Annotated in this window: 12 protein-coding genes, 1 tRNA gene, 1 pseudogene and 1 riboswitch; of the genes and pseudogenes, 7 read left to right on the plus strand and 7 right to left on the minus strand. The window is 73.7% G+C overall.

Annotation, left to right across the window (positions count from 1 at the left end; translation table 11 throughout):
* The first annotated feature begins 372 nt into the window (after window positions 1–372).
* A complete protein-coding gene (locus LN251_RS13040) occupies window positions 373–2307 on the plus strand; it encodes a sigma-70 family RNA polymerase sigma factor (protein ID WP_458244588.1) in 1935 nt (644 codons plus the stop codon).
* Here the strand turns inward: LN251_RS13040 and LN251_RS13045 are convergent.
* Window positions 2304–5615: an ATP-binding protein gene (locus LN251_RS13045; protein WP_458244589.1), complete on the minus strand. Its 3312-nt coding sequence runs from the start codon at window positions 5613–5615 to the stop codon at window positions 2304–2306. The two genes, LN251_RS13040 and LN251_RS13045, sit on opposite strands and share 4 nt — an antisense overlap.
* Window positions 5616–5716: 101 nt before the next feature.
* Window positions 5717–7816 (minus strand): asparagine synthase-related protein, encoded by a 2100-nt coding sequence (locus LN251_RS13050; protein WP_458244590.1) that lies wholly within the window; start codon window positions 7814–7816, stop codon window positions 5717–5719.
* A 695-nt stretch (window positions 7817–8511) separates the two neighbouring features.
* On the opposite strand from LN251_RS13050, the gene LN251_RS13055 reads away from it, so the two are divergent.
* The 4 genes from LN251_RS13055 to LN251_RS13070 all read left to right on the plus strand — a co-directional run bounded on the left by LN251_RS13055 (window position 8512) and on the right by LN251_RS13070 (window position 13605).
* On the plus strand, window positions 8512–9936 hold the full coding sequence (locus LN251_RS13055) for an MFS transporter (RefSeq protein WP_200704622.1): 1425 nt from the start codon (window positions 8512–8514) through the stop codon (window positions 9934–9936).
* Between the two features lie 79 nt (window positions 9937–10015).
* A complete protein-coding gene (gene lhgO, locus LN251_RS13060) occupies window positions 10016–11236 on the plus strand; it encodes an L-2-hydroxyglutarate oxidase (RefSeq protein WP_458244591.1) in 1221 nt (406 codons plus the stop codon).
* Between the two features lie 68 nt (window positions 11237–11304).
* Window positions 11305–12177 carry a tRNA (guanosine(46)-N7)-methyltransferase TrmB gene (trmB, locus tag LN251_RS13065; protein WP_458244592.1) on the plus strand — a complete coding sequence of 291 codons (873 nt, stop codon included), beginning with the start codon at window positions 11305–11307 and terminating at the stop codon, window positions 12175–12177.
* 63 nt (window positions 12178–12240) lie between these two features.
* Complete coding sequence (locus LN251_RS13070; protein ID WP_458244593.1) at window positions 12241–13605, plus strand: PrsW family intramembrane metalloprotease; 1365 nt, start codon at window positions 12241–12243, stop codon at window positions 13603–13605.
* 46 nt (window positions 13606–13651) lie between these two features.
* Here LN251_RS13070 and LN251_RS13075 read toward each other — a convergent pair whose 3' ends face one another.
* From LN251_RS13075 to LN251_RS13095, 5 genes and pseudogenes are all read right to left on the minus strand, one after another.
* On the minus strand, window positions 13652–14596 hold the full coding sequence (locus LN251_RS13075; protein WP_458244594.1) for an aldo/keto reductase: 945 nt from the start codon (window positions 14594–14596) through the stop codon (window positions 13652–13654).
* A 98-nt stretch (window positions 14597–14694) separates the two neighbouring features.
* Window positions 14695–15714: a M23 family metallopeptidase gene (locus LN251_RS13080; RefSeq protein WP_458244595.1), complete on the minus strand. Its 1020-nt coding sequence runs from the start codon at window positions 15712–15714 to the stop codon at window positions 14695–14697.
* A gap of 12 nt (window positions 15715–15726) precedes the next feature.
* A riboswitch (cyclic di-AMP (ydaO/yuaA leader) is annotated at window positions 15727–15883 on the minus strand.
* Window positions 15884–16097: 214 nt separating this feature from the next.
* Window positions 16098–16891, minus strand: a pseudogene (locus LN251_RS13085) (PP2C family protein-serine/threonine phosphatase); the annotation flags it as partial.
* Between the two features lie 58 nt (window positions 16892–16949).
* Window positions 16950–17023, minus strand: a tRNA-Met gene (locus LN251_RS13090).
* Between the two features lie 77 nt (window positions 17024–17100).
* On the minus strand, window positions 17101–18234 hold the full coding sequence (locus LN251_RS13095) for a dihydrofolate reductase family protein (protein WP_458244596.1): 1134 nt from the start codon (window positions 18232–18234) through the stop codon (window positions 17101–17103).
* 67 nt (window positions 18235–18301) lie between these two features.
* Between LN251_RS13095 and LN251_RS13100 the strand changes: the two genes are divergently transcribed.
* Window positions 18302–18826: a MarR family winged helix-turn-helix transcriptional regulator gene (locus LN251_RS13100; protein ID WP_058924469.1), complete on the plus strand. Its 525-nt coding sequence runs from the start codon at window positions 18302–18304 to the stop codon at window positions 18824–18826.
* 147 nt (window positions 18827–18973) lie between these two features.
* The gene (locus LN251_RS13105; RefSeq protein ID WP_458244597.1) at window positions 18974–19615 is read left to right on the plus strand and encodes a GTP cyclohydrolase II; all 642 of its coding nucleotides are present in this window, start codon (window positions 18974–18976) and stop codon (window positions 19613–19615) included.
* Window positions 19616–19886: the final 271 nt, after the last annotated feature.

The following is a 19886-nucleotide window of genomic DNA, read 5'->3' on the forward strand; positions in this document are numbered from 1 at the left end:
CGTCCATCGGCCGACGCATCCGGTCGGTCAGTGAGCGCGTCCATCGGCCGGCGTGGGTGGTGGGTCAATCCGGTGGTCCGTACGACTCACTCGAACGCGTGACTACAAGGCGCGGGCGCCGCAGGCCCCGCGCCTCCCGCGTACGCCGCCACTCCACACAGGACATCTCCGACGTTTCGGGCATCTTGACCAACTGCCGCCGCGCGGAGATCAATTGAGGCTTCCCCGAACGAGTGACGGCTAGTACTGATGCACGGCAAGTCCCCACGGACGAGTGGAAGGATCACCCGGCAGGGGCCCTGACCAAAAGCCAATATGGCACTCTGACCCGGTGTTCGGGACCGGTAGGGCAGGCGGCGGGGGCTTTCCGCGATGAGCGTTGACGGGCGGGACGAGTCACTCGGCGACGGTGACCCGGAGGACGGCGCCTCGCCGCAGGTGCCGCTCCAGGGGGGACGCCCCTCCATTCCGGCCCAGGCCGGGGAACCCGTCGAGGGCAGCGTCCCGGCCCAGCGCGACCGGCGGGAGGACAGTGGCGCCCTGCCGCCCCCGAGGGAGCTGCCCGCTTCCGACGCCGATCTGATCGAGCGGATGCGCTCGGGCGACGACAGCGCGTACGAGGCGCTGTACCGGCGCCACGCCGACGCCGTGCGCCGCTACGCCCGCACCTGCTGCCGCGACGGCCACACCGCCGACGACCTCACCGCCGAGGTCTTCGCCGGCATGCTGCAGGCGGTCCGCAGGGGGCACGGCCCCAAGCACGCCGTACGCGCGTACCTGCTCACCTCCGTGCGGCGGGTGGCAGCCGGCTGGACCAAGTCCGCCAAGCGTGAGCAACTCGTCGACGACTTCGCGGTGTTCGCCGCGCAGGCGGCGCACTCGTCCGAGGTCGCCGACCACGACACCCTGGACCTCGGTGCCGACGTGCGCGCCCTGCACGAGGCCGAGCAGTCCATGGCGATGCGGGCGTTCCGGTCGCTGCCCGAGCGCTGGCAGGCGGTGCTGTGGCACACCGAGGTCGAGGACGAGTCGCCCAGCGAGGTCGCCACGCTCTTCGGGCTGGACGCCAACGGCACGCGCGTGCTCGCCTCCCGTGCCCGCGAGGGCCTGAAGCAGGCGTATCTCCAGGCGCACGTCAGCGCCGCCCTCGTGGCCGACGAGGAGTGCGCCCGCTACGCCGACCGGCTCGGCGCCTACGCGCGCGGCGGCCTGCGCACCCGTGCGGAGCGCGGACTGCGCAAGCACCTGGAGGAGTGCGCCAAGTGCCGGCTGGCCGCCGGTCAGATCAAGGAGGTCGCCGGCGGCATCCCGGCGGTCGTCCCGGTCGCCGTCATCGGCTGGTTCGGGGCCGCCGGGTACGCCAAGGCGGTCGGCCTCGTCGCCGGTGGAGCGGCCGGAGCGGGTGCGGCGGGCGCGGGTGCGGCCGCGGCGGCCGGCGGCTCGTCCGGCGGGGCGGGCACGGCCGGCGGTGCGGCGGCCTCCGAGGGGCTGGGAGCGCCGGTGAAGGCCGGTATCGCGGCCGGCGTCGTCGCGGTGGCCGCCGCCGCGGTGGCCCTCGCCCTCGCCGGCCACGACAGTCCCGCCAGAAAGCCCGACGCCAAGCCGCCCGTCTCCTCGCCGGTCGTGCGGCCCGAGTCGCCGAAGCCCTCGACGAAGCGGCCCGAGCCGGAGCCCCCGGCGATCGTGCCCGCGGCCGCCCCCACCACCGCGCCGACCCCGGCGCACCGGCCGACACCCTCGCCGACGCCGAAGGCCGCTCCCCCACCGGCACCGAAGCCCAGGCCGACGCCGACGTCCGGGCCGAAGCCCTCACCCACCCCCACACCGACCCCGGTGCCGCCCCCGCCGCCCCCGCCGCCCCCGCCGCCCGCTCCGGCCGTCTTCGAGTGGAGCGAGCTCGCCTACGACGTCAGCGGCGACGGCACCGGACCCGAGATGCGGATCGGCGGCAGCAGCTGGGTGTGGCAGCGCCACGGCCTGTCCGTCGACGACAAGCGGTACGCCCACGGGGTGACCGTGCACGGCCGGTCCTCCGTCACGATCGACCTCAACCGCAGCTGCACCGCCTACGACGCCCTGGTCGGCATCGACGACATGACCCTCGGGCTGGGCAAGGTCCACTTCTCCGTCTACGCCGACGGCACCCGGCTGTGGCGGTCGGGTCTGGTGGAGGCCGGTGAACCGGCGGTCCCCGTGCAGGTGAACCTCGCCGGGCGCCGGACCGTACGGCTGGTCGTCGAGCCGCGCAACGGCTTCGACGCGCTCACGCTCGCGGACTGGGCCGAGTCGAGGTTCACCTGCGCCTAGCGCGCATCGGGCCCGACGGGCGTCCCCTGCTCCCCGTCGGCCGCACCGCCGCGCAACGCCTCGTCGAGGTCGGCCAACCAGGCGTCGGGGCCGAGGGCCGCGCCCGCGGCGTACTCCGCCTCCCACCGCCGGTCGCCCAGCGCGGCGCGGGTGGCCGCCTCCGCGCGCTCGGCCTCGGCGCGCTCCGGGGCCAGGCGCGGATGACCGTCCCGCAGCCGGTCGGCGGCCGCCAGCAGGCGGGCCACGCGCGCGTGGTCGCCGAGGTCGCACAGCACGACCGCCGTGCCGTCCAGGAGGGTCGCCGTGATCGCGTCGGCACAGCGCCGTTCCACCGACTCCCGTACGGTGTCGACGAGTTTGGCCAGTCCGGGCCGCGGACCGGACTCGACGACCGTCACCCTCGCGTCGATCGCGTCCAGCATCACCGTGAACTGCGGTGGCGGTGAACCCCGTTGGGTCTCCGCCCGGGCCGCCTCGCACAGTTCGCGCGCCCGGACGGTGTCCTTGTCGTCGAGGGCCAGATGGGCCCGCATGAGCAGGACGAACGCCCGGGAGTCGGCGACGCCGTAACGGTCGGCTGCGTCCGACGCCTCGTCCAGCGCCCGCAACGCGCCGGGCCGGTCGCCCGCGCGGTAGGCGAACTCCGCGAGCCGGGCCATCAGGAACGGCGTCTCCGCGTACGCGCCCACCTCGTAGGCCAGCCGCAGCGCCTCCTCGTACTCGCCCTTGGCCTCCGCGTACCGGGCCCGTGCCATGGCCGCCTCGCCGGCCGCGCTGCACACCTGGGCCCGCATCCAGCGGTCGCCGACGCGCCGGCTGATCGCCCGCAGCTCGGCGAGGTCCTCGTCGACGCCCTTCATCCCGCCCGGCGAGTCGACGGCCATGTGGGTGCGGATCATCAGGGCGACGCCGACCGCCCAGTCGTCGCCGTGGGCGCGGCAGTTGGCCACGGTGACGTTCATGGCGGCCAGCACCTCCTGCCAGCTGCTCAGGACGAAGGCGGTCATCGGCCAGACGAGCCCGGGGAAGCGGGCCGCCTCGGGGCCGCCCGGCTCGAAGAACGCCCGCACCCGGGTGACGTACGCGCGCAGTGGCTCGTCCGGGTCGGCGTCCATCGGCTCGGCGTCCGACTTGAGGAAGAGGTGGAGCATCCGGAGGTTCATCCGGAGGGTGCGCAGGGGGCCGGGCTCCTCGCCGTCCGCGGCGGTCAGGCAGGCGTCCACGGGGTCGACCGAGGTGTCGTACGGGTCCACGCCCGCGCCCAGGCGGACGGCCCGGTCGACCCAACTCGTCGCCTCGTGGCGGTAGTTGCGCAGCCACCAGAACCAGCCCATGGCCAGCGTGAGGGCGCCCGCCTCCTCCTCGTCGCCGCGGGCGAGGGCGCGGTCGAGGGCGGCGCGGATGTTGTCCAGCTCGGTCTCCAGGCGGGAGATCCACGGGAGCTGGCCGGCCGAGCGCAGCCGTGGCTCGGCCTGTGTGACGAGGGCGCGCACCCACGCGCGGTGCCGGCGCTCGGCCTCGGCGCGCAGCACGGGGACCTCGGCGGCGCGCTCGGCGGCGTACTCGTGGATGGTCTCCAGCAGGCGGTACCGCATGGTGCCGGAGCCGCTCTCCTCGTACGGGTCGGTGTACGGGGCGGCCACGATCAGGGACTTGTCGACGAGCGCGCCGACCAGGTCGGCGGCGGGGCCGGTGCACACGGCCTCGGCCGCCTCCAGGTCCCAGCCGCCGGCGAACACGGAGACCTCGCGCAGGACGGTCCGCTCCCGCTCGTCGAGCAGGTCCCAGGACCAGTCGACGACGGCGCGCAGGGTCTGCTGGCGGGGCAGCACGGTGCGGCTGCCGGAGGTGAGGAGGCGGAAGCGGTCGTCGAGGCGGTCGGCGATCTGCCGCGGGGTGAGCAGCCGCAGCCGGGCCGCGGCCAGTTCGATGGCGAGCGGCAGGCCGTCCAGGCGGCGGCAGATCTCCTCGACGGCGGCCCGGTCGCGGAGCACGGTGTCCGCGTCGGGGCGGACGGTGGACGCGCGCTCCTCGAACAGGCGCCGCGCCTGGTCGGGGACGAGGGGTTCGACCGGGCGCACCGACTCGCCGGGGACGCCCAGGGGTTCGCGGCTGGTGGCGAGGATCGTGAGCCCGGGGCAGTGGGTGAGCAGTGTCTCGGCGAGGGCGGCGGCCGCCTCGATGACGTGTTCGCAGTTGTCGAGGATCAGCAGTTCGCTGCGCGGGGCGCAGTACTCGACGAGCAGGGCGAGCGGGTCGTCCTGCGGGGCCGTCAGCTCGGTGCTCAGCAGCACGGTCTCGCGCAGGCCGAGCGCGCTGACCACCGCTCCCGGCACCGCCTCGGGCCGGTCCAGCGGCGCCAGTTCGACCAGCCACGCCTGCGGGAGCCCGGCGGCCGCCTCCTCGGCGAGGCGGGTCTTTCCGGAGCCGCCCGGTCCGGTGAGGGTGACCAGCCGTGCCCTGTGCACTTCGGAACGGATGGCGTCGAGCTCCGGTTCCCGGCCCACGAAAGAGGTGAGTCGCGGACGCAGGTTGCCGCTGCGGGCGGGGGGCCGGGGGCGACCGGGCGGTTCGGGACGGGCCTGGGTCTCCGGTGCCGCGAGGAGTTCGGCGTGCAGGGCCCGCAGCTCCGGTCCCGGGTCGGTGCCGAGGCCGTCGGCCAGGGCCCGGCGGGTGGACTCGTACACGGCGAGGGCGTCGGCGGTGCGGCCCGTGTCGCGCAGGGCGCGGATGAGGAGGGCGTGCAGCGGCTCGTCGTAAGGGTGGGCGGCGGTGAGTTCCCTCAGGCGCGGTACGGCGGTGTGGGCGCGGCCCAGCCGCAGGTCGGCGTCGACGCGGGCCCGGGTCGCGTCCAGGTGGAGGGCGTCGGGGCGGGCGGCGGCGGTGCGGTCGGGGAGGTCGGCGAGGGCGGGGCCGCGCCACAGGGCGAGGGCCTCGTCGAGGACGTGGGCCGCGGTGGCGGCGTCGCCCCGGGCCAGGGCGGCGGTGCCCCGGTGGACCAGGTGCTCGAAGACGTGGAGGTCGACGTCGTGCTCGGTGGCCGTGAGCCGGTAGCCGCCGGGGGCTGAGGCGACGGCGTCCTTGCCGAGGGCGCGGCGCAGGCGGCCGACGAGGGCCTGGAGGGCGGCGGGGGCGTCGTCCGGCGGGTCGTCCGTCCACACCTCGGCGATCAGGGTGCCGGGGGTGGTGACCCGGCCGGGGCGCAGGGCCAGCGCGGTCAGCAGGGCGCGCAGACGGGGGCCGGGGACGGGCACGACGGTGCCGTTCTCGCCCTCGACTTGGGTGACGCCCAGAATCCTGTACCGCACCGGATCATTGTGGCCGTCACGCACGGGAGGGGGCACGGCGTTCGGCGGGCGGGGTGTGGGGGGCACCGGGGCCGGGGAGGCGGCTCGTGCGGGTCATGCCCTCACGCGACCCCCGCCCCGCCTCCCGAGGCCAGGGCGCCTCTCTTCGGGGCGATGCCTCCGGGGACCGCCCGCTGGCGGGCCGGGGTCCCTGTCCAGCAGGTGCCTCGGCGGGCCAGGAGGCGGCGCAGCCACAGTTCGAGGGAGACCAGGTCGGCCAGGCCGTCCAGGGGCAGTGGCTCGCCCTCCGCCGCGGCGCGCAGGGCCTTGCGGACGACGCGGGCCTCCACCAGGCCGGCCTCCGCGAGGAGCGGGGTGCCGAACAGGGCCATCAGGGAGTCCGCGGAGACCCGCAGGCCGGTGCGGGCCGCGACCGCCGTCGGGGCGTGGGAGGGAGCGCCCCAGCCGGGCGGGAGGTCGCGCACACCGGCGCCCTCCAGGACCGTACGGAGGATGGCGGCGCGGGCGCCCGGCTGGACGCGCAGGGCCTCGGGCAGGGCGCGGCAGGCGCGGACGACCTGGTTGTCGAGGAAGGGCGCGTGCAGGCGCTGCGAGCGGATCTCCGCCGCCTGTTCCAGCACGCGGATGTCGGCGGCCTGGCGGGCCAGCGCGGCCCGCGCGCGGTGGTCGCCGGGACGCTGCCCGGGCCCGGTGCCCGAACGGCTCGTCGACGCCTGGAGGCGAACCGATACTTCAGCCAGGGCCTCGCCGGTCAGCCAGCGTGCGGCGGGACCGGGCCTGGCCCAGGCGAGGGCGGCGAGGGACGCTCCGACGGCCCCTCCGGGCTCGTCGAAGCGGCGCTGCAGAAGGCGTTCGGCGAGCAGTTCCAGGCCCGCCCGGTACGGGGTGCGGGCCAGCCGGCGGGCCGCGCCGTACACGCGCGCGGGGACGAACACCGAGCCGTCCGCCTTGGCGAGCGCGGCGACGGGGCGCACGAGATGCCGGCGCTTGCGGTCCATCAGCAGGTCGGCCAGGCGGGCCGGGTGGGCGTCCAGGACCTGGCGGGCGCCGTAGCCGGTGAGGTGGTCGGCGCTGCCCGACGCCAGGCGGGCCCGGTGCCGGGCGGCCGTCACCAGGGACTGGCCGGGCTCATCGGTCAGGGGGCCGTCCAGGTCGGCGTACGGCAGGGTCTCCTCGCCGCCGGTCACGACCACGTGGTGCAGACGGGGGTTGGCCGCGAGGGTGCCCGCGCGCTCCAGTTCCGCCTCGCGGCCGCCGACGGCCAGGTCGTTGAAAGTGACCGCCAGGAGGCGTTCCCCGGCGCCGGTGCCGTGTCCGAGGACGGTGCCCGGCATGCCCGGCAGGCCCGCGGCGAGCAGGGCGAGCGTCCCCGACGCGGGGCCGCCGGAGAGGTCGGCACCGATCCCGGCGACCGGCATCCCGCGCGCGGCGCGGCGTTCGGCCGGACCCATCCCGGGGACGGGGCCGGGGTCTATGTCGGCGCCCGGGACGTGCCGCGGCGCCGACAGACGCGCGCGTACCGCCTCCACCAGCGCGTCGCGCACCGCGTCCACCGCGCTGTCGGGGTCGGCCGAGGGCGCCGCCACGGCGAGGGAGGCGACCGGCTCGTAGCCGGCGATCTCGCGCGCGCCGGTGCGCAGGATCAGCGCGTGCCCCGGTGGAATGCGCCGAACTCCGTCGTACGGGGTGGAGTCGTGCAGCGCGGCCGGGACGTCCGGGGCGGCGAGGAGGGCCGCCAGATGGCCGAAGTCGAGGTTGGCCTCGATGAGGTCGGCGAGAGGGAGCGCGGCGGTCGCATAGGCCGTGCCGCCCGCCCACGGCGTGTAGAAGACCGGGCGGGCACCTGCCAGATCGCCGCAGACGGTGATGCGGCGGCCCACCTGGACAATGGCCGTGTAGCTGCCGGGCCAGGCCGTGAGATGACGCAGTGCGCCCCCGCGCGCGGCGAACAGCGCGACCCGCAGCTGCTCGTCGGAGGCGGCACAGGTGCCCAGGACCGCGATACGGGTCTGGGGGTCGGCGCGGACCACCCGCACCTCGTCGGGGCGCCAGTCGCCGACCGCCCACAGCGGGTCGGGATCGCCCCACAGGAGCTGGGAGCCGACCGGGTGCACGGTCTCTCCGTCGCTTCCGGTGGCCCCCGCGGTACCGATGCCGGCGGTCGCCGGGGCGGTGCTGCTCCATCCCACCAACCACCGCATCGACGCCTCCACGGACTGGGGACAACCAGTGCACCGTACGAACCGGTTCCCCATGCTGCCATGAAGAAGGCGCGGTGGAAGGGCCGTGGAGCGGCTTGTGATCCCCAGAACGCGCCGGGGCGCTCCCCCTGACGAGGGTGATCCGGTGGCCCGGACACCCCTGCCGACCAGGGGGACTGCGACGTGAATGCGCCCCCGCCGTGCGCCCCGAAAACGCCGTTCGCGCCCTCAACTGCCGTGGTAGGAGCGGTAATCGCCGCGTGCATGCGGGGTCGATTTTCAGCCAAATTGGTGACGCGGGGACAGGTGTGGACACGCTCTGTACACGCTTCGCACACCGTCAACTCCTGCGCGCAGCCCGGGAGACGGAGTCCGCCTCCCGGACCGTTCCGCCACCCGCGGGGATGGAGGTGGCGGTGTCCCCCAGCCCACTGGATCCAGTACAGCGGGCCGACCCACGCACGACCCATGGAACCGCTCCCCCGGTGGCCGGAGAAGAGCGCACGGGCGGGCGCACGGCCACACAACAGGAGCACGGCGCAACTGCGCGTATCGGACCCGTACTTCAGTACGGACCACAATCTCGCCATCCGGAACAATGCCCCTTAACGCTTGGGATGCGGCGAACTACGCTGGGTTTACGAATGCCGCGTGGTTATGCCAGCGCGGCAGCCGTCTGTGTCGAGGGGTGGCGCATGTCCAGGGAGCAACGCGGGCCGAACGAAAAACTCGGCGCCGTTCTCGCCCTCGCGGGAATCAGCAACGCAGGCCTCGCGCGTCGCGTCAACGACCTTGGCGCACAGCGTGGTCTGACACTTCGCTACGACAAGACGTCGGTGGCGCGCTGGGTGTCGAAGGGCATGGTGCCGCAGGGTGCCGCCCCGCACCTGATCGCCGCCGCGATCGGCCAGAAGCTCGGCCGTCCGGTGCCGCTCCACGAGATCGGCCTGGCGGACGCGGATCCCGCACCCGAAGTGGGCCTCGCCTTCCCCAGGGACGTCGGACAGGCGGTGAGGTCGGCGACGGAGCTCTACCGCCTCGACCTGGCCGGGCGCCGGGCCGGCTCCGGTGGCATCTGGCAGTCGTTGGCCGGATCGTTCGCGGTAAGCGCGTACGCGACGCCCGCCTCACGATGGCTGATAACCCCGGCCGACAGTTCGGTGGCGCGCGAGGCGAACTCCGCGGAGGGCTCGGGCGCACCGCTCAAAGTCGGCCACAGCGACGTGCAGAAGTTGCGGGAGGCCGCCGAGGACGCCAGGCGCTGGGACTCCAAGTACGGAGGCGGCGACTGGCGTTCGTCCATGGTGCCCGAGTGTTTACGGGTGGAGGCGGCGCCGCTGCTGCTCGGCTCGTACTCGGACGAGGTGGGCAGGGCGCTGTTCGGCGCCTCGGCGGAGCTGACGCGGCTCGCCGGGTGGATGGCGTTCGACACCGGGCAGCAGGAGGCCGCGCAGCGGTACTACATCCAGGCACTGCGGCTCGCCCGCGCCGCCGCCGACGTGCCCCTCGGCGGCTATGTGCTGGCGTCGATGTCGCTGCAGGCGACCTACCGGGGCTTCGGCGACGAGGGCGTCGACCTCGCGCAGGCCGCGCTGGAGCGCAACCGCGGGCTGGCCACGGCCCGCACCATGAGCTTCTTCCGGCTCGTCGAGGCGCGGGCACACGCGCGTGCCGGAGACGCGCAGGCGGCGGGTGCGGCGCTGAAGGCCGCGGAGGGCTGGCTCGAGCGGTCCCGGGAGGGCGACAACGACCCCTCCTGGCTGGGCTTCTACTCCTACGACCGGTTCGCCGCGGACGCCGCCGAGTGCTACCGCGACCTGAAGGCGCCACGTCAGGTACGGCGCTTCACCGAGCAGGCGCTGTCGAAGCCGACGGAGGAGTTCGTGCGCTCGCACGGACTGCGGCTCGTCGTCTCGGCGGTGGCCGAGCTGGAGTCGGGCAATCTCGACGCGGCGTGCGAGCAGGGCGTGCGGGCGGTGGAGGTCGCCGGGCGCATCTCGTCGGCGCGCACCACCGAGTACGTGAAGGACCTGCTGCACCGGCTCGAGCCGTACGGCGACGAGCCGCGGGTGGTGGAGCTGCGGGAGCGGGCCCGCCCGCTGCTGATGGCTCCGGCGTGAGGGACGCCCCTTTCCGCCGGTGCGCTTCCGCGCGTTTGAAGTGACTGTCAGTGGCGCAGTGCACTATCGGTGGTGGGAGGTGGTGCAGGTGCGTGCCGAGGTCGCGTACGACTGTGACGTGCTCGTGATCGGTGGGGGCATCGTCGGGCTGTCCACGGCGTATGCGATCACGCGGGCCGCGCCCGGCACCCGGGTCACGGTGCTGGAGAAGGAGGGCGGCCCGGCCCGCCACCAGACGGGCCGCAACAGCGGGGTCATCCACAGCGGGATCTACTACCGCCCCGGGTCGCTGAAGGCCCGCTACGCGGTGCGTGGTGCCGCGGAGATGGTGAAGTTCTGCGCGGAGTACGGCATCGCGCACGCCGTCACCGGAAAGCTGATCGTCGCCACCGACAAGGCCGAGCTGCCGCGCCTGCACGCGCTGGTGCAGCGCGGCCGGGAGAACGGCATTCCGGTACGGGAGCTGGGCGCCCCGCAGATCGCCGAGTACGAACCGGAGGTGCGCGGGCTCGCCGCCATACACGTCGGGACGACGAGCGTGTGCGACTTCGTCGGCGTCGCCCGGCAGCTCGCCCACGGCTCGGGAGCGGAGATCCGCTACGGCGCCCGGGTCGAGCACATCGACCGGCGGCCCGGGCTGGGGGTCGCCGTGCGCACCCGGACCGGCGACGTCGTACGCGCGCGGGTGCTGGTGAACTGCGCCGGGCTGTACTGCGACGAGGTCGCCCGGATGACCGGGGACGACCCGGAGATGCGGATCGTGCCGTTCCGGGGCGAGTACTACGAGCTGGCGCGGCCCGAGCTGGTGCGGGGACTGGTGTATCCGGTGCCGGACCCGGCGTTCCCCTTCCTCGGGGTGCACCTCACGCGCGGCATCGACGGGGGCGTGCACATCGGGCCCAACGCGGTGCCGGCGCTGGCCCGGGAGGGGTACGGCTGGGGCGTCGTACGACCTCGGGAACTCGCGGGCACGCTCGCGTGGCCCGGCTCCTGGCAGCTGGCCCGGCGGCACTGGCGGTACGGGGCGGGAGAGCTGCGCCGGTCGGTGTCCAGGGCGGCGTTCACGACGGCGGTGCGCAGGCTGCTGCCGGCGGTGACGGCGGACGACCTCGTGCCGACAGCCGCCGGTGTGCGGGCGCAGGCGGTGCTGCGGGACGGGGCACTCGTGGACGACTTCATGATCAAGGAGGGGCCGCGGGCGGTGCACGTGCTGAACGCACCCTCACCGGCCGCCACCGCCTCGCTGCCCATCGGGCGGGAGGTGGCCAGGAGGGCGCTGACGATGCTCGGATCGGTGTGAGGCCGCCGGAACCCGGAAGAGGAGGGGCGGTCCGGGCGAGCCGCCGTCCCCGTAAAATCGACTCCACTGTGTCTGACTTGCCCAACGCCCCCGAAGCCCCCCGGCCCGCCGCTCCCGCCTCAGCGGAGCCCGCCGGGCGGTCCGCGCACGCCCCCGGTGTCTCCGTCCGGCACACCAGGGCCAAGGGGGAGCCCCGCTTCCCGGACGGCCCGAGGGCCGACCCGGCCGGTTCGCACTTCGAGCGGCGGATCCGGAGCTTCCAGCCGCGGCGCAGCCGGGTGACCGCGGGACAGGCGGACGCGCTCCAGCGGCTGTGGCCCAAGTGGGGGCTGGACATCGACGGACAGCGCGTCATCGACCTCGCGGAGCTCTTCGGCAACGACAACCCCGTCGTCCTGGAGATCGGCTTCGGGATGGGCGAGGCCACCGCGCAGATGGCCGCCGCCGACCCCGGCACCAACATCCTCGCCGTCGACGTGCACACCCCCGGCCAGGGCAACCTGCTCAACCTCGCCGACCAGAACGGACTGTCCAACGTCCGGGTCGGCAACGGCGACGCCATCATCCTGCTGCGCGAGATGCTCACGCCCGACGCGCTGGACGGGCTGCGCGTGTACTTCCCCGACCCCTGGCCGAAGAAGCGCCACCACAAGCGGCGGCTGATCCAGCCGGAGTTCCTCGACCTCGCCGCCACCCGAATCAGACCGGGCGGGATCGTGCACTGCGCGACGGACTGGGAGCCGTATGCCGAACAGATGCTCGAAGTCCTCACGGCGCATCCGGAATTCGAGAACACGCGGCCCGACGGCGGTTTCTCGCCCCGTCCGGACTTCCGGCCGCTCACCCGTTTCGAGGGCCAGGGACTGGACAAGGGACATGTCGTGAACGACCTGCTCTTCCGGCGCGTACAGCACCACAACCAGCCCCCCACCGGCGCCTGAGGCCCCCGCGGTCAACGCGATACGCCATCGCGGGCGGCGCCTTCGCTCGTTAGGGTCAATGCCGTGGCCACCTTTCCCCCGTACCCGACACACCCGCCGCACTCGCCGCACCCCGGTGGTCCGGCGAGCGGGGCGCTCGGGCACGCGCACTGGTGGCAGCGCAGGTGGGTGCGCTACGGAGCGCTCAGCACGCTGCTCGCCCTGTCCGGGCTCGTCATCCTGGCCCTGGTGCGCCAACAGACCGGCACCGAGGGATTCCTGGTCGGGCTCGGGCTCGCGGTACTGCCCGTACCGCTGCTCATAGCCGCCTTCCGCTGGCTCGACCGGGTCGCCCCCGGCCCCTGGCGGAACCTGCTGTTCGCCTTCGCCTGGGGCGCCTGCGCGGCGGCGCTCATAGCGATCGTCGCCAACAGTTTCGCGACCAGATGGATAGCGACGGCGACCGCGGACCCGTCGAGCGCGGACACCCTCGGCGCGACCGTGATAGCGCCGGTCGTCGAGGAGTCCGCCAAGGCCGCCGCCGTCCTGCTCGTCTTCCTCTTCCGCAGACGGGACTTCACGGGCATCGTCGACGGGGTGGTGATAGCCGGCATCACCGCGACCGGCTTCGCGTTCACCGAGAACATCCTCTACCTGGGCACCGCCTTCGGCACCGACCAGCTCACCGGTGACCGCGGCATCGCCTCCGTGACGGCGGCGACCTTCTTCGTGCGCGTCATCATGTCGCCGTTCGCGCACCCCCTCTTCACCGTGCTGACCGGCATCGGCTTCGGTCTCGCCGCGACGGCGGCCGAGCGGCAGCACGTCCGGCGCCTGCTGATCCCGCTGTGCGGCCTGCTGCTCGCGATGGGCATGCACGCCATGTGGAACGGCTCCTCGACGTTCGGGGAATTCGGATTCTTCGCCGTGTACGCCGTCTTCATGGTGCCCACGTTCGGGCTGCTGACCTGGCTGGTCATCTGGACGCGGCAGCGCGAGCTGCGCACCGTGCGCGAGGAGCTGCCCGCCTACGCCGCCGCGGGCTGGCTGACGCCGGCCGAGCCGTTCGCGCTGGGCTCGATGCGGGCGCGGCGACTGGCCCGCGACCACGCCGCCCACCACTTCGGCAAGCCGGCCGCGCAGGCGGTCCTGCAGTACGAGGCGTACGCCACGTCGCTGGCGTTCCTGCGGCACCGGGGGCGCCGTGGGCGGGCCGGCGCCGACTTCGCCGTACGGGAGCGCGAGCTGCTGGCGGAGCTGTGGAACCGGCGGGAGATCGCGGGACCGGCCCTGAACTACGCGGCACGCGCGACGGCCCCGCCGGTACCGGTGATGGCACCGCCGTGGCCGGGCCACGGCGGCTACGGGGCGTACGGGACGCACGGGCAGCAGACGTACCCCACGTATCCGACGACGCCGTACCCCGCGTACAACCCGTACCAGTCATAGGACCCACGGGCCTACGGACGCCACGCCACGAGACCCGTCGGCCCCGTCAGGCCGAGGCTTCCGTCAGACGGGTCAGTTCCGCGTCCGTCAGGGTCAGGTCCGCCACGCCCAGCAGGGCCGGGAGCTGCTCCGGGGTGCGGGCCGAGGCGATGGGGGCTGCCACCGTCGGCTGGGCCGCGAGCCAGGCCAGGGCGACCGTGGCGACCGGTGCGCCGTGGGCCTCGGCGACCTCGTCCAGGGCAGCCAGCACCTTCCGGCCGCGCTCGGTCTGCAGGTGCTTGCCCGCGCCCGCGGCCCGCGCGCCGTCGACCGTGGCGCCGGGCCGGTACTTGCCGGTGAGAAAGCCGGAGGCGAGCGCGTAGTACGGCACCGTGGCGAGGCCCTGGCGGGAGGCGAGGTCCTGCAGGGGGCCCTCGTAGGTGTCGCGGGAGACCAGGTTGTAGTGCGGCTGGAGGGCGACGTACTTGGCCAGGCCCTCGCGGTCGGAGAACTCCAGGGACTCGGCGAGGCGCTCGGCGGAGATGTTGGACGCGGCGATCGCCCGCACCTTGCCCTCCCGCACCAGCTCGTCCAGCGCGCCGACGATCTCCTCGACGGGCGTCTCGGGCTTGTCGAAGTGGGTGTAGTACAGGTCGATGCGGTCGGTGCCGAGGCGGCGCAGCGAGGCCTCCGCGGCGGCCTTGATGTTGACGGCCGACAGGCCGGGGAACTCCGGGTGCTGGCTGACCTTCGTGGCGATCACGACGTCGTCGCGGTTGCCTCGTGCCGCCAGCCACCGGCCGATGATCGTCTCGGACTCGCCTCCGCTGTTGCCCTCGACCCAGGCGGAGTAGGAGTCGGCGGTGTCCACGAAGTTGCCGCCCGCCGCCGTGTAGGCGTCCAGGACGGCGAAGGAGGTGGCCTCGTCGGCCGTCCAGCCGAAGACGTTGCCGCCCAGGGAGAGCGGGAAGACCTCGAGGTCGGAGTTGCCGAGCTTGCGAAGAGAAGTCATGTCCTACGACAACAAGCACTCCGCAGAGCGGTCTTCCGGAACGGCCGCAAACTTCCCGTAAACAATCGGAGGCGGCCGTTCCAGGGACGTACGGACCGTCAGGGGTTCAGGCCCTTGCCGCGCAGCCACGTCATCGGGTCGATGCCGGTGGCCTGGCCGTCCGGGTGGACCTCGAGGTGCAGGTGCGGGCCGGTGACGTTGCCGGTGGCGCCGACGCGGCCGATGACATCGCCCGTGGCGACCTTCTGGCCGACCGAGACGCTGATCGACGACTGGTGGCAGAACCACAGCTCGGTGCCGTCGTCGAGGGTGAGGATCGTGCGGTAGCCGTACGAGCCCGCCCAGCCGGCCTCCGTGATGGTGCCGCTGTGGATGGCCTTGATGAGCGTGCCCGTGGGGGCGGCGAAGTCCAGACCCGTGTGGTAGCCGGAGGACCACATGGAACCGGCCTGACCGAAGGTGCCGGTGATCGTGTACGACACGACCGGCAGCTTGAACTGCTTGGCCAGCTCGGCCAGCCGCGCCTGCTCTTCCTTCTTCTTGGCCTCGGCCTCCGCCTTCTGCTTGGCGTCGGCGGCCTTGGCGGCGGCCTCCTGCTCGGCCTTGGCGGCAGCGGCGTCGACCTGCTGGGAGAAGGTCGCCTCGGTGACCGCCTGGGCCTTGCTGTCGACCTGGACCTGCTGCGCCTCGGCCTGCGCCATGATCCGGTCGCGCAGCGCCTCGCCCGCGTCCTTGGCGCCCTGCGCGGTGTCCTCGGTGGTGACGCCGACGCTGCTGAGGGCCGTGGCGGAACCCTGGGGGGCCTCGTCGTCGCCGAAGACGTGGCTCACGGAGGCCAGGTCGGGCATGGAGATGGAGACCGGGGGCTTGCCGGTGTTGGCGCTGGCCATGCCGCCCGCGCCGACGGCGGCGATGACGCCGACGCCGAGGACCGTGGAGCTGCGGGCCAGCCCGCCGCCGCGCTGCTTGGAGACGCGGTGCTTGCCCCGAACCGGGCGTACGGACTCCGCGGTGGGATTCCACTCCTCCCACTGGCCCTCATCGGTGCGGGGGGCGAAGCCGAAGGGCTCGGTGCTCGGCACGAAGGGTGCTGCCGGGGCAGGCGGGTTGGACGCCACGTGGGCGTGCTCCTTTCCTTCCTTCTCGCCTACCGGGTTAGCTGACGGGTTCGGAGCAGGAAGGTCTCCTACGCGCGTATACCGGCCGTGGGTCCACGGTGGCATCCGCGCGATTCACCCCAGGGTGGTGGTTCCCCGGTTCCCTTGCGGGATTCGGCGCGTGCGCACGGAGCCGTCTCTTGTGACGGCTGGGACGACCGCGCTGCGTTATCGAACGTTAATAGACCCGGGGTGTGGATTCCAAGCAGTTCGGCTTGATCATTAACGATTCCGGGGTGGACGTACAGGCCATGACCGGCTGAAAACGGGCGAGTTGACCTCTTCCCAGGATCTTCACGCTGCCTGACGGTCTGTCAGTTGTTATGCGGAGGGCGGCTGTCCGATCACCGGGCGTGACGTCGTACGGCGAGCATCGCCATGTCGTCCGTCGTGCCGTCCCCGGTGTGCCGGTGCACCTCCTGGGCGAGGACGGCGATCAGCCCGGCGGGGTCGGGGAAGGCCCGGCCCGCCAGGCTCGCCGCGGGATCGTAGAACTCCCCGCGCCGGTCCCGTGCCTCGCACAGCCCGTCGGTGTGGAGCACCAGGGTGGCCCCGCCCGGGAAGCGGGTCTCCTCCGCCCGTCCGGCCAGGCCCCCGACTCCCCCATGCCGAGCGGCAGGGCGGGCTCACGGGCGGGCAGCGGACGTACCGTGCCGTCGGGGCACAGCAGCAGCGGAGGCGGATGGCCCCGGTCGACGATCCTGACCACGCCATCACCGTGCGGGAGTTCGGCCAGTACGGCGGTGGTGAAGCCCTCGAAGGGGTCGAGGCCCTCGCGCCGGCTCCCCTCGCGGGCCGGCGCCGGGTCCAGCCGCCCGGCGACCGCCTCCAGCGTCGCCTCCTGCTCGGCGGCCTCCCGGAACGCCCCGATCACGACGGCGACGGCCACCACCGCGCCCATCCCCTTCCCGCGCACGTCGCCCACCACCAGCCGCACGCCGTACGGGCTGTCCTGCACGGCATACAGGTCGCCGCCGATGGCCGCGTCCCGCTGCGCCGCCTCGTAGCGCGCCGCGATGGCGAAGGTGCCGATCCGATCGGCCGGGTCGGGCAGGACGGCGCGCTGGGCGGTCTCGGCGATCGCGCGCTGCGAGGCGAGCTGTTCGTCGCCGCGGCGCACGAGGGCGTCGAGGAGCACGGGGGAGGAAAAACCGAGGGCCGGAACCCGTTTCCGGATTCCGGCCCTCGGCCTTCAGTAGCGGGGACAGGATTTGAACCTGCGACCTCTGGGTTATGAGCCCAGCGAGCTACCGAGCTGCTCCACCCCGCGTCGTTGTGACTCCAGTGTACGCCATCCGCGGGACGCCCAGCACCAGGGTTTCGCTCCGGCCCCCTCGACCTGCGGTTTCAGCCGCCCAGCAGGTGGCCGTTCGGCGCCTTGGCCGCTGCCTCGTGCTCCTCCAGCAGGACCACGTCCACCCCGGCCGCCGCCAGCAGTCCGCTGCCGTCGGCCTCCTCGACGAAGGTGTCCGGCTCCCGCCAGGCCGTGACCACCCGCCGCACCCCGGCCTCCAGGATCAGCCGGGCACACGGCTTCGGGCGGGACGCGCGCCGGGCGCAGGGCTCCAGGCTGCTGTAGACGGTCGCGCCCGCGAGCCGCGGATCGGCCGGATCGATCTTCGCGAGCGCCGCCTCCTCGGCGTGCACGGTGGGATCGCCGGCCTCCCGCGAGTGGCCGCGGCCGAGTTCCGTGCCGTCGGCGGCGACGACGACCGCGCCGACGCTGAAGGCCGTCCGCGAGGGCGGGCACTGGGCCGCCAGGGCGCAGGCGAGCCGCAGCCAGTGGTGGTCGGCGGCGGCGGGGACCGGTCCCGTGCCGGGTGCGGTGGGCTCGTAGCGCATCAGCACCACGTCCTCGATGCGCCGGCTGTCCACCAGCCTGAGCCGGCCGCCCTGGTAGCCGCCGGGCCCGAACAGCCGGGGCGCCTTCGTATCGCCGACGAACACCGGGGCGAGCACCAGCTGCAGCTCGTCCGCCAGTCCCTGGAGCAGCAGCTGCGTGTGGACCGTGCCGCCGCCCTCGACCATCAGGCGCTCGACGCCGCGTACGTCGTGCAGGTGCTCCAGGAGGCGGCGCCAGTCGAGGCCGGGGCCCAGGGGGACGACGTCGGCGGCGAGACCGGCGGCGCCGGCCCGCCGGGCGCCCTCGTCCGTCGTGTAGAGCACCTTCTCGCCGCCGGTGTGCCAGAACTGCGCCGTCGGGTCGAGGTCGCCGCTTCCGCTGACGGTGACCTTGAGGGGGTACTCGGGCTTCCCCGCGGCCGTGCGGGCGGCGCGCCGCTCGGGCGAGTTGACCAGCAGGCGCGGGTTGTCGGCGCGGATCGTGCCGGCGCCGACAAGGATCGCGTCCACGGACGCCCGTACCTCGTCCACACGGTCGAAGTCGGCCGGGGACGAGAGCAGCAGCCGCTCGGGGCCGGTGTCGTCGAGGTAGCCGTCGAGGGAGACGGCGGCGGACAGCAGGACGTGAGGGTACGGCATCGGGCGCGCTCGCTCTCGGAGGCCGGGGACGCTTGGTTAAAGTTTGAAACAAACCTACACTGGCCGTATGACGACTCGCTGGCTCACCGGCAAGGAGCAGCGCGCCTGGCGCGCGTACATCGCGGCGACGCACCTCCTGGAGGACGCGATCGACCGCCAGCTCCAGCAGGACGCCGGCATGCCCCATCTCTACTACTCCATCCTGGCCAACCTCTCCGAGGCGCCCGAGCGCAGGCTCCGGATGACCGACCTCGCGGAGAAGTCGAAGATCACGCGCAGCAGGCTGACCTATGCCGTGACCCGGCTGGAGAAGGACGGGCTGATCCGGCGCGAGGACTGCCAGTGGGACAAGCGGAGCAGCTTCGCGGCCCTCACCGACGAGGGGATGGCGGTGCTGGAGCGCACGGCGCCCGGGCATGTGGAGACCGTGCGGGCGGCCGTCTTCGACCACCTCTCCGAGGAGCAGGTGGAGCGGCTGGAGGAGATCAGCTCCGCGATCGTACGGGCGCTGGAGGGCGAGGAGACGCCGCGGCCGACCTCCGACGAGGTGCCGTGGCGGCGGCGTTCGTCGCCGTGCTCGGGCTCGTCGTGACGACACGCTCATGAGCTTCCCCGCGTGAGCCGGGCCGTAAATCTGTTGCTTCAAATTTAAAGCACGGGTAGGGTTCCAGCCGTGGATCTGCTTCAAATCTGAAGCAGCAATCCACACGGTCCTGCACCCGGACACAGGAGAACCCCCATGCCCGACTTCCCCGCCGCCACGCCGCGCTCCCGCGTCCGGGTACCGCTGCGCTTCGACGACGGCTACAGCGTCGACGCCGAGCTCGTCACCTTCCACGGTCTGACCGACGGCCGGGAACACCTCGCCGTCGTCCTCGGCGACCCGGCCCCCGGCACCGTCCCGCTGGTCCGTCTGCACTCCGAGTGCCTGACGGGCGACGTCTTCGGTTCCGCCCGCTGCGACTGCGGCCCGCAGTTGCGGGAGGCGGTCGAGCGCATCGCGGCCCGCGGCGGCGTGCTGCTCTACCTCCGTCAGGAGGGCCGCGGCATCGGCCTCTACAACAAGCTCGACGCGTACGCCCTGCAGGACCAGGGCCTCGACACCTACGAGGCGAACGCCGCCCTGGGCCTGCCCGAAGACGCCCGCGACTACACGGCCGCCGCCCAGATGCTGCGCTCGCTCGGCATCACGGAGCTGGATCTGCTGTCCAACAACCCCGACAAGGCGGGCCAGTTGCGCGACCTCGGCATCACGGTCCACGACCGGGTCCCGACCGGCGTCTTCACCACCGCCCACAACGTCCGCTACCTGCGCGCCAAGGTCCTCCAGACCCAGCACACCCTCCCGCTGGCCGAACTGACGGAACTCAGCGCGGGCTGAGGGGCCGGCGGGCCGGGGCGGAGAGATGGGCAGCGGGCGCCGCTGACGCAGGGGCGAGGCGCCCACCGACAGGGACCGCGAAGGACCAGCCCCCCACGCACCACCGACCCCGGCGAAAGCCGGCTCGTCGCCGACCGCTTGGCGGGCCGGAGATGTCCACGCTTCCGTCGGGCACGGCGACCGGGCGCCGCATGGTGGCAGGCCCGAGTTCGCCGGTCTCGTCGGCGCCGCCGCGTCTCTGGTCGACCCCCCTCATCCGCAGCCCGCGCTT

This window comes from Streptomyces sp. MAI_2237, assembly GCF_054189285.1.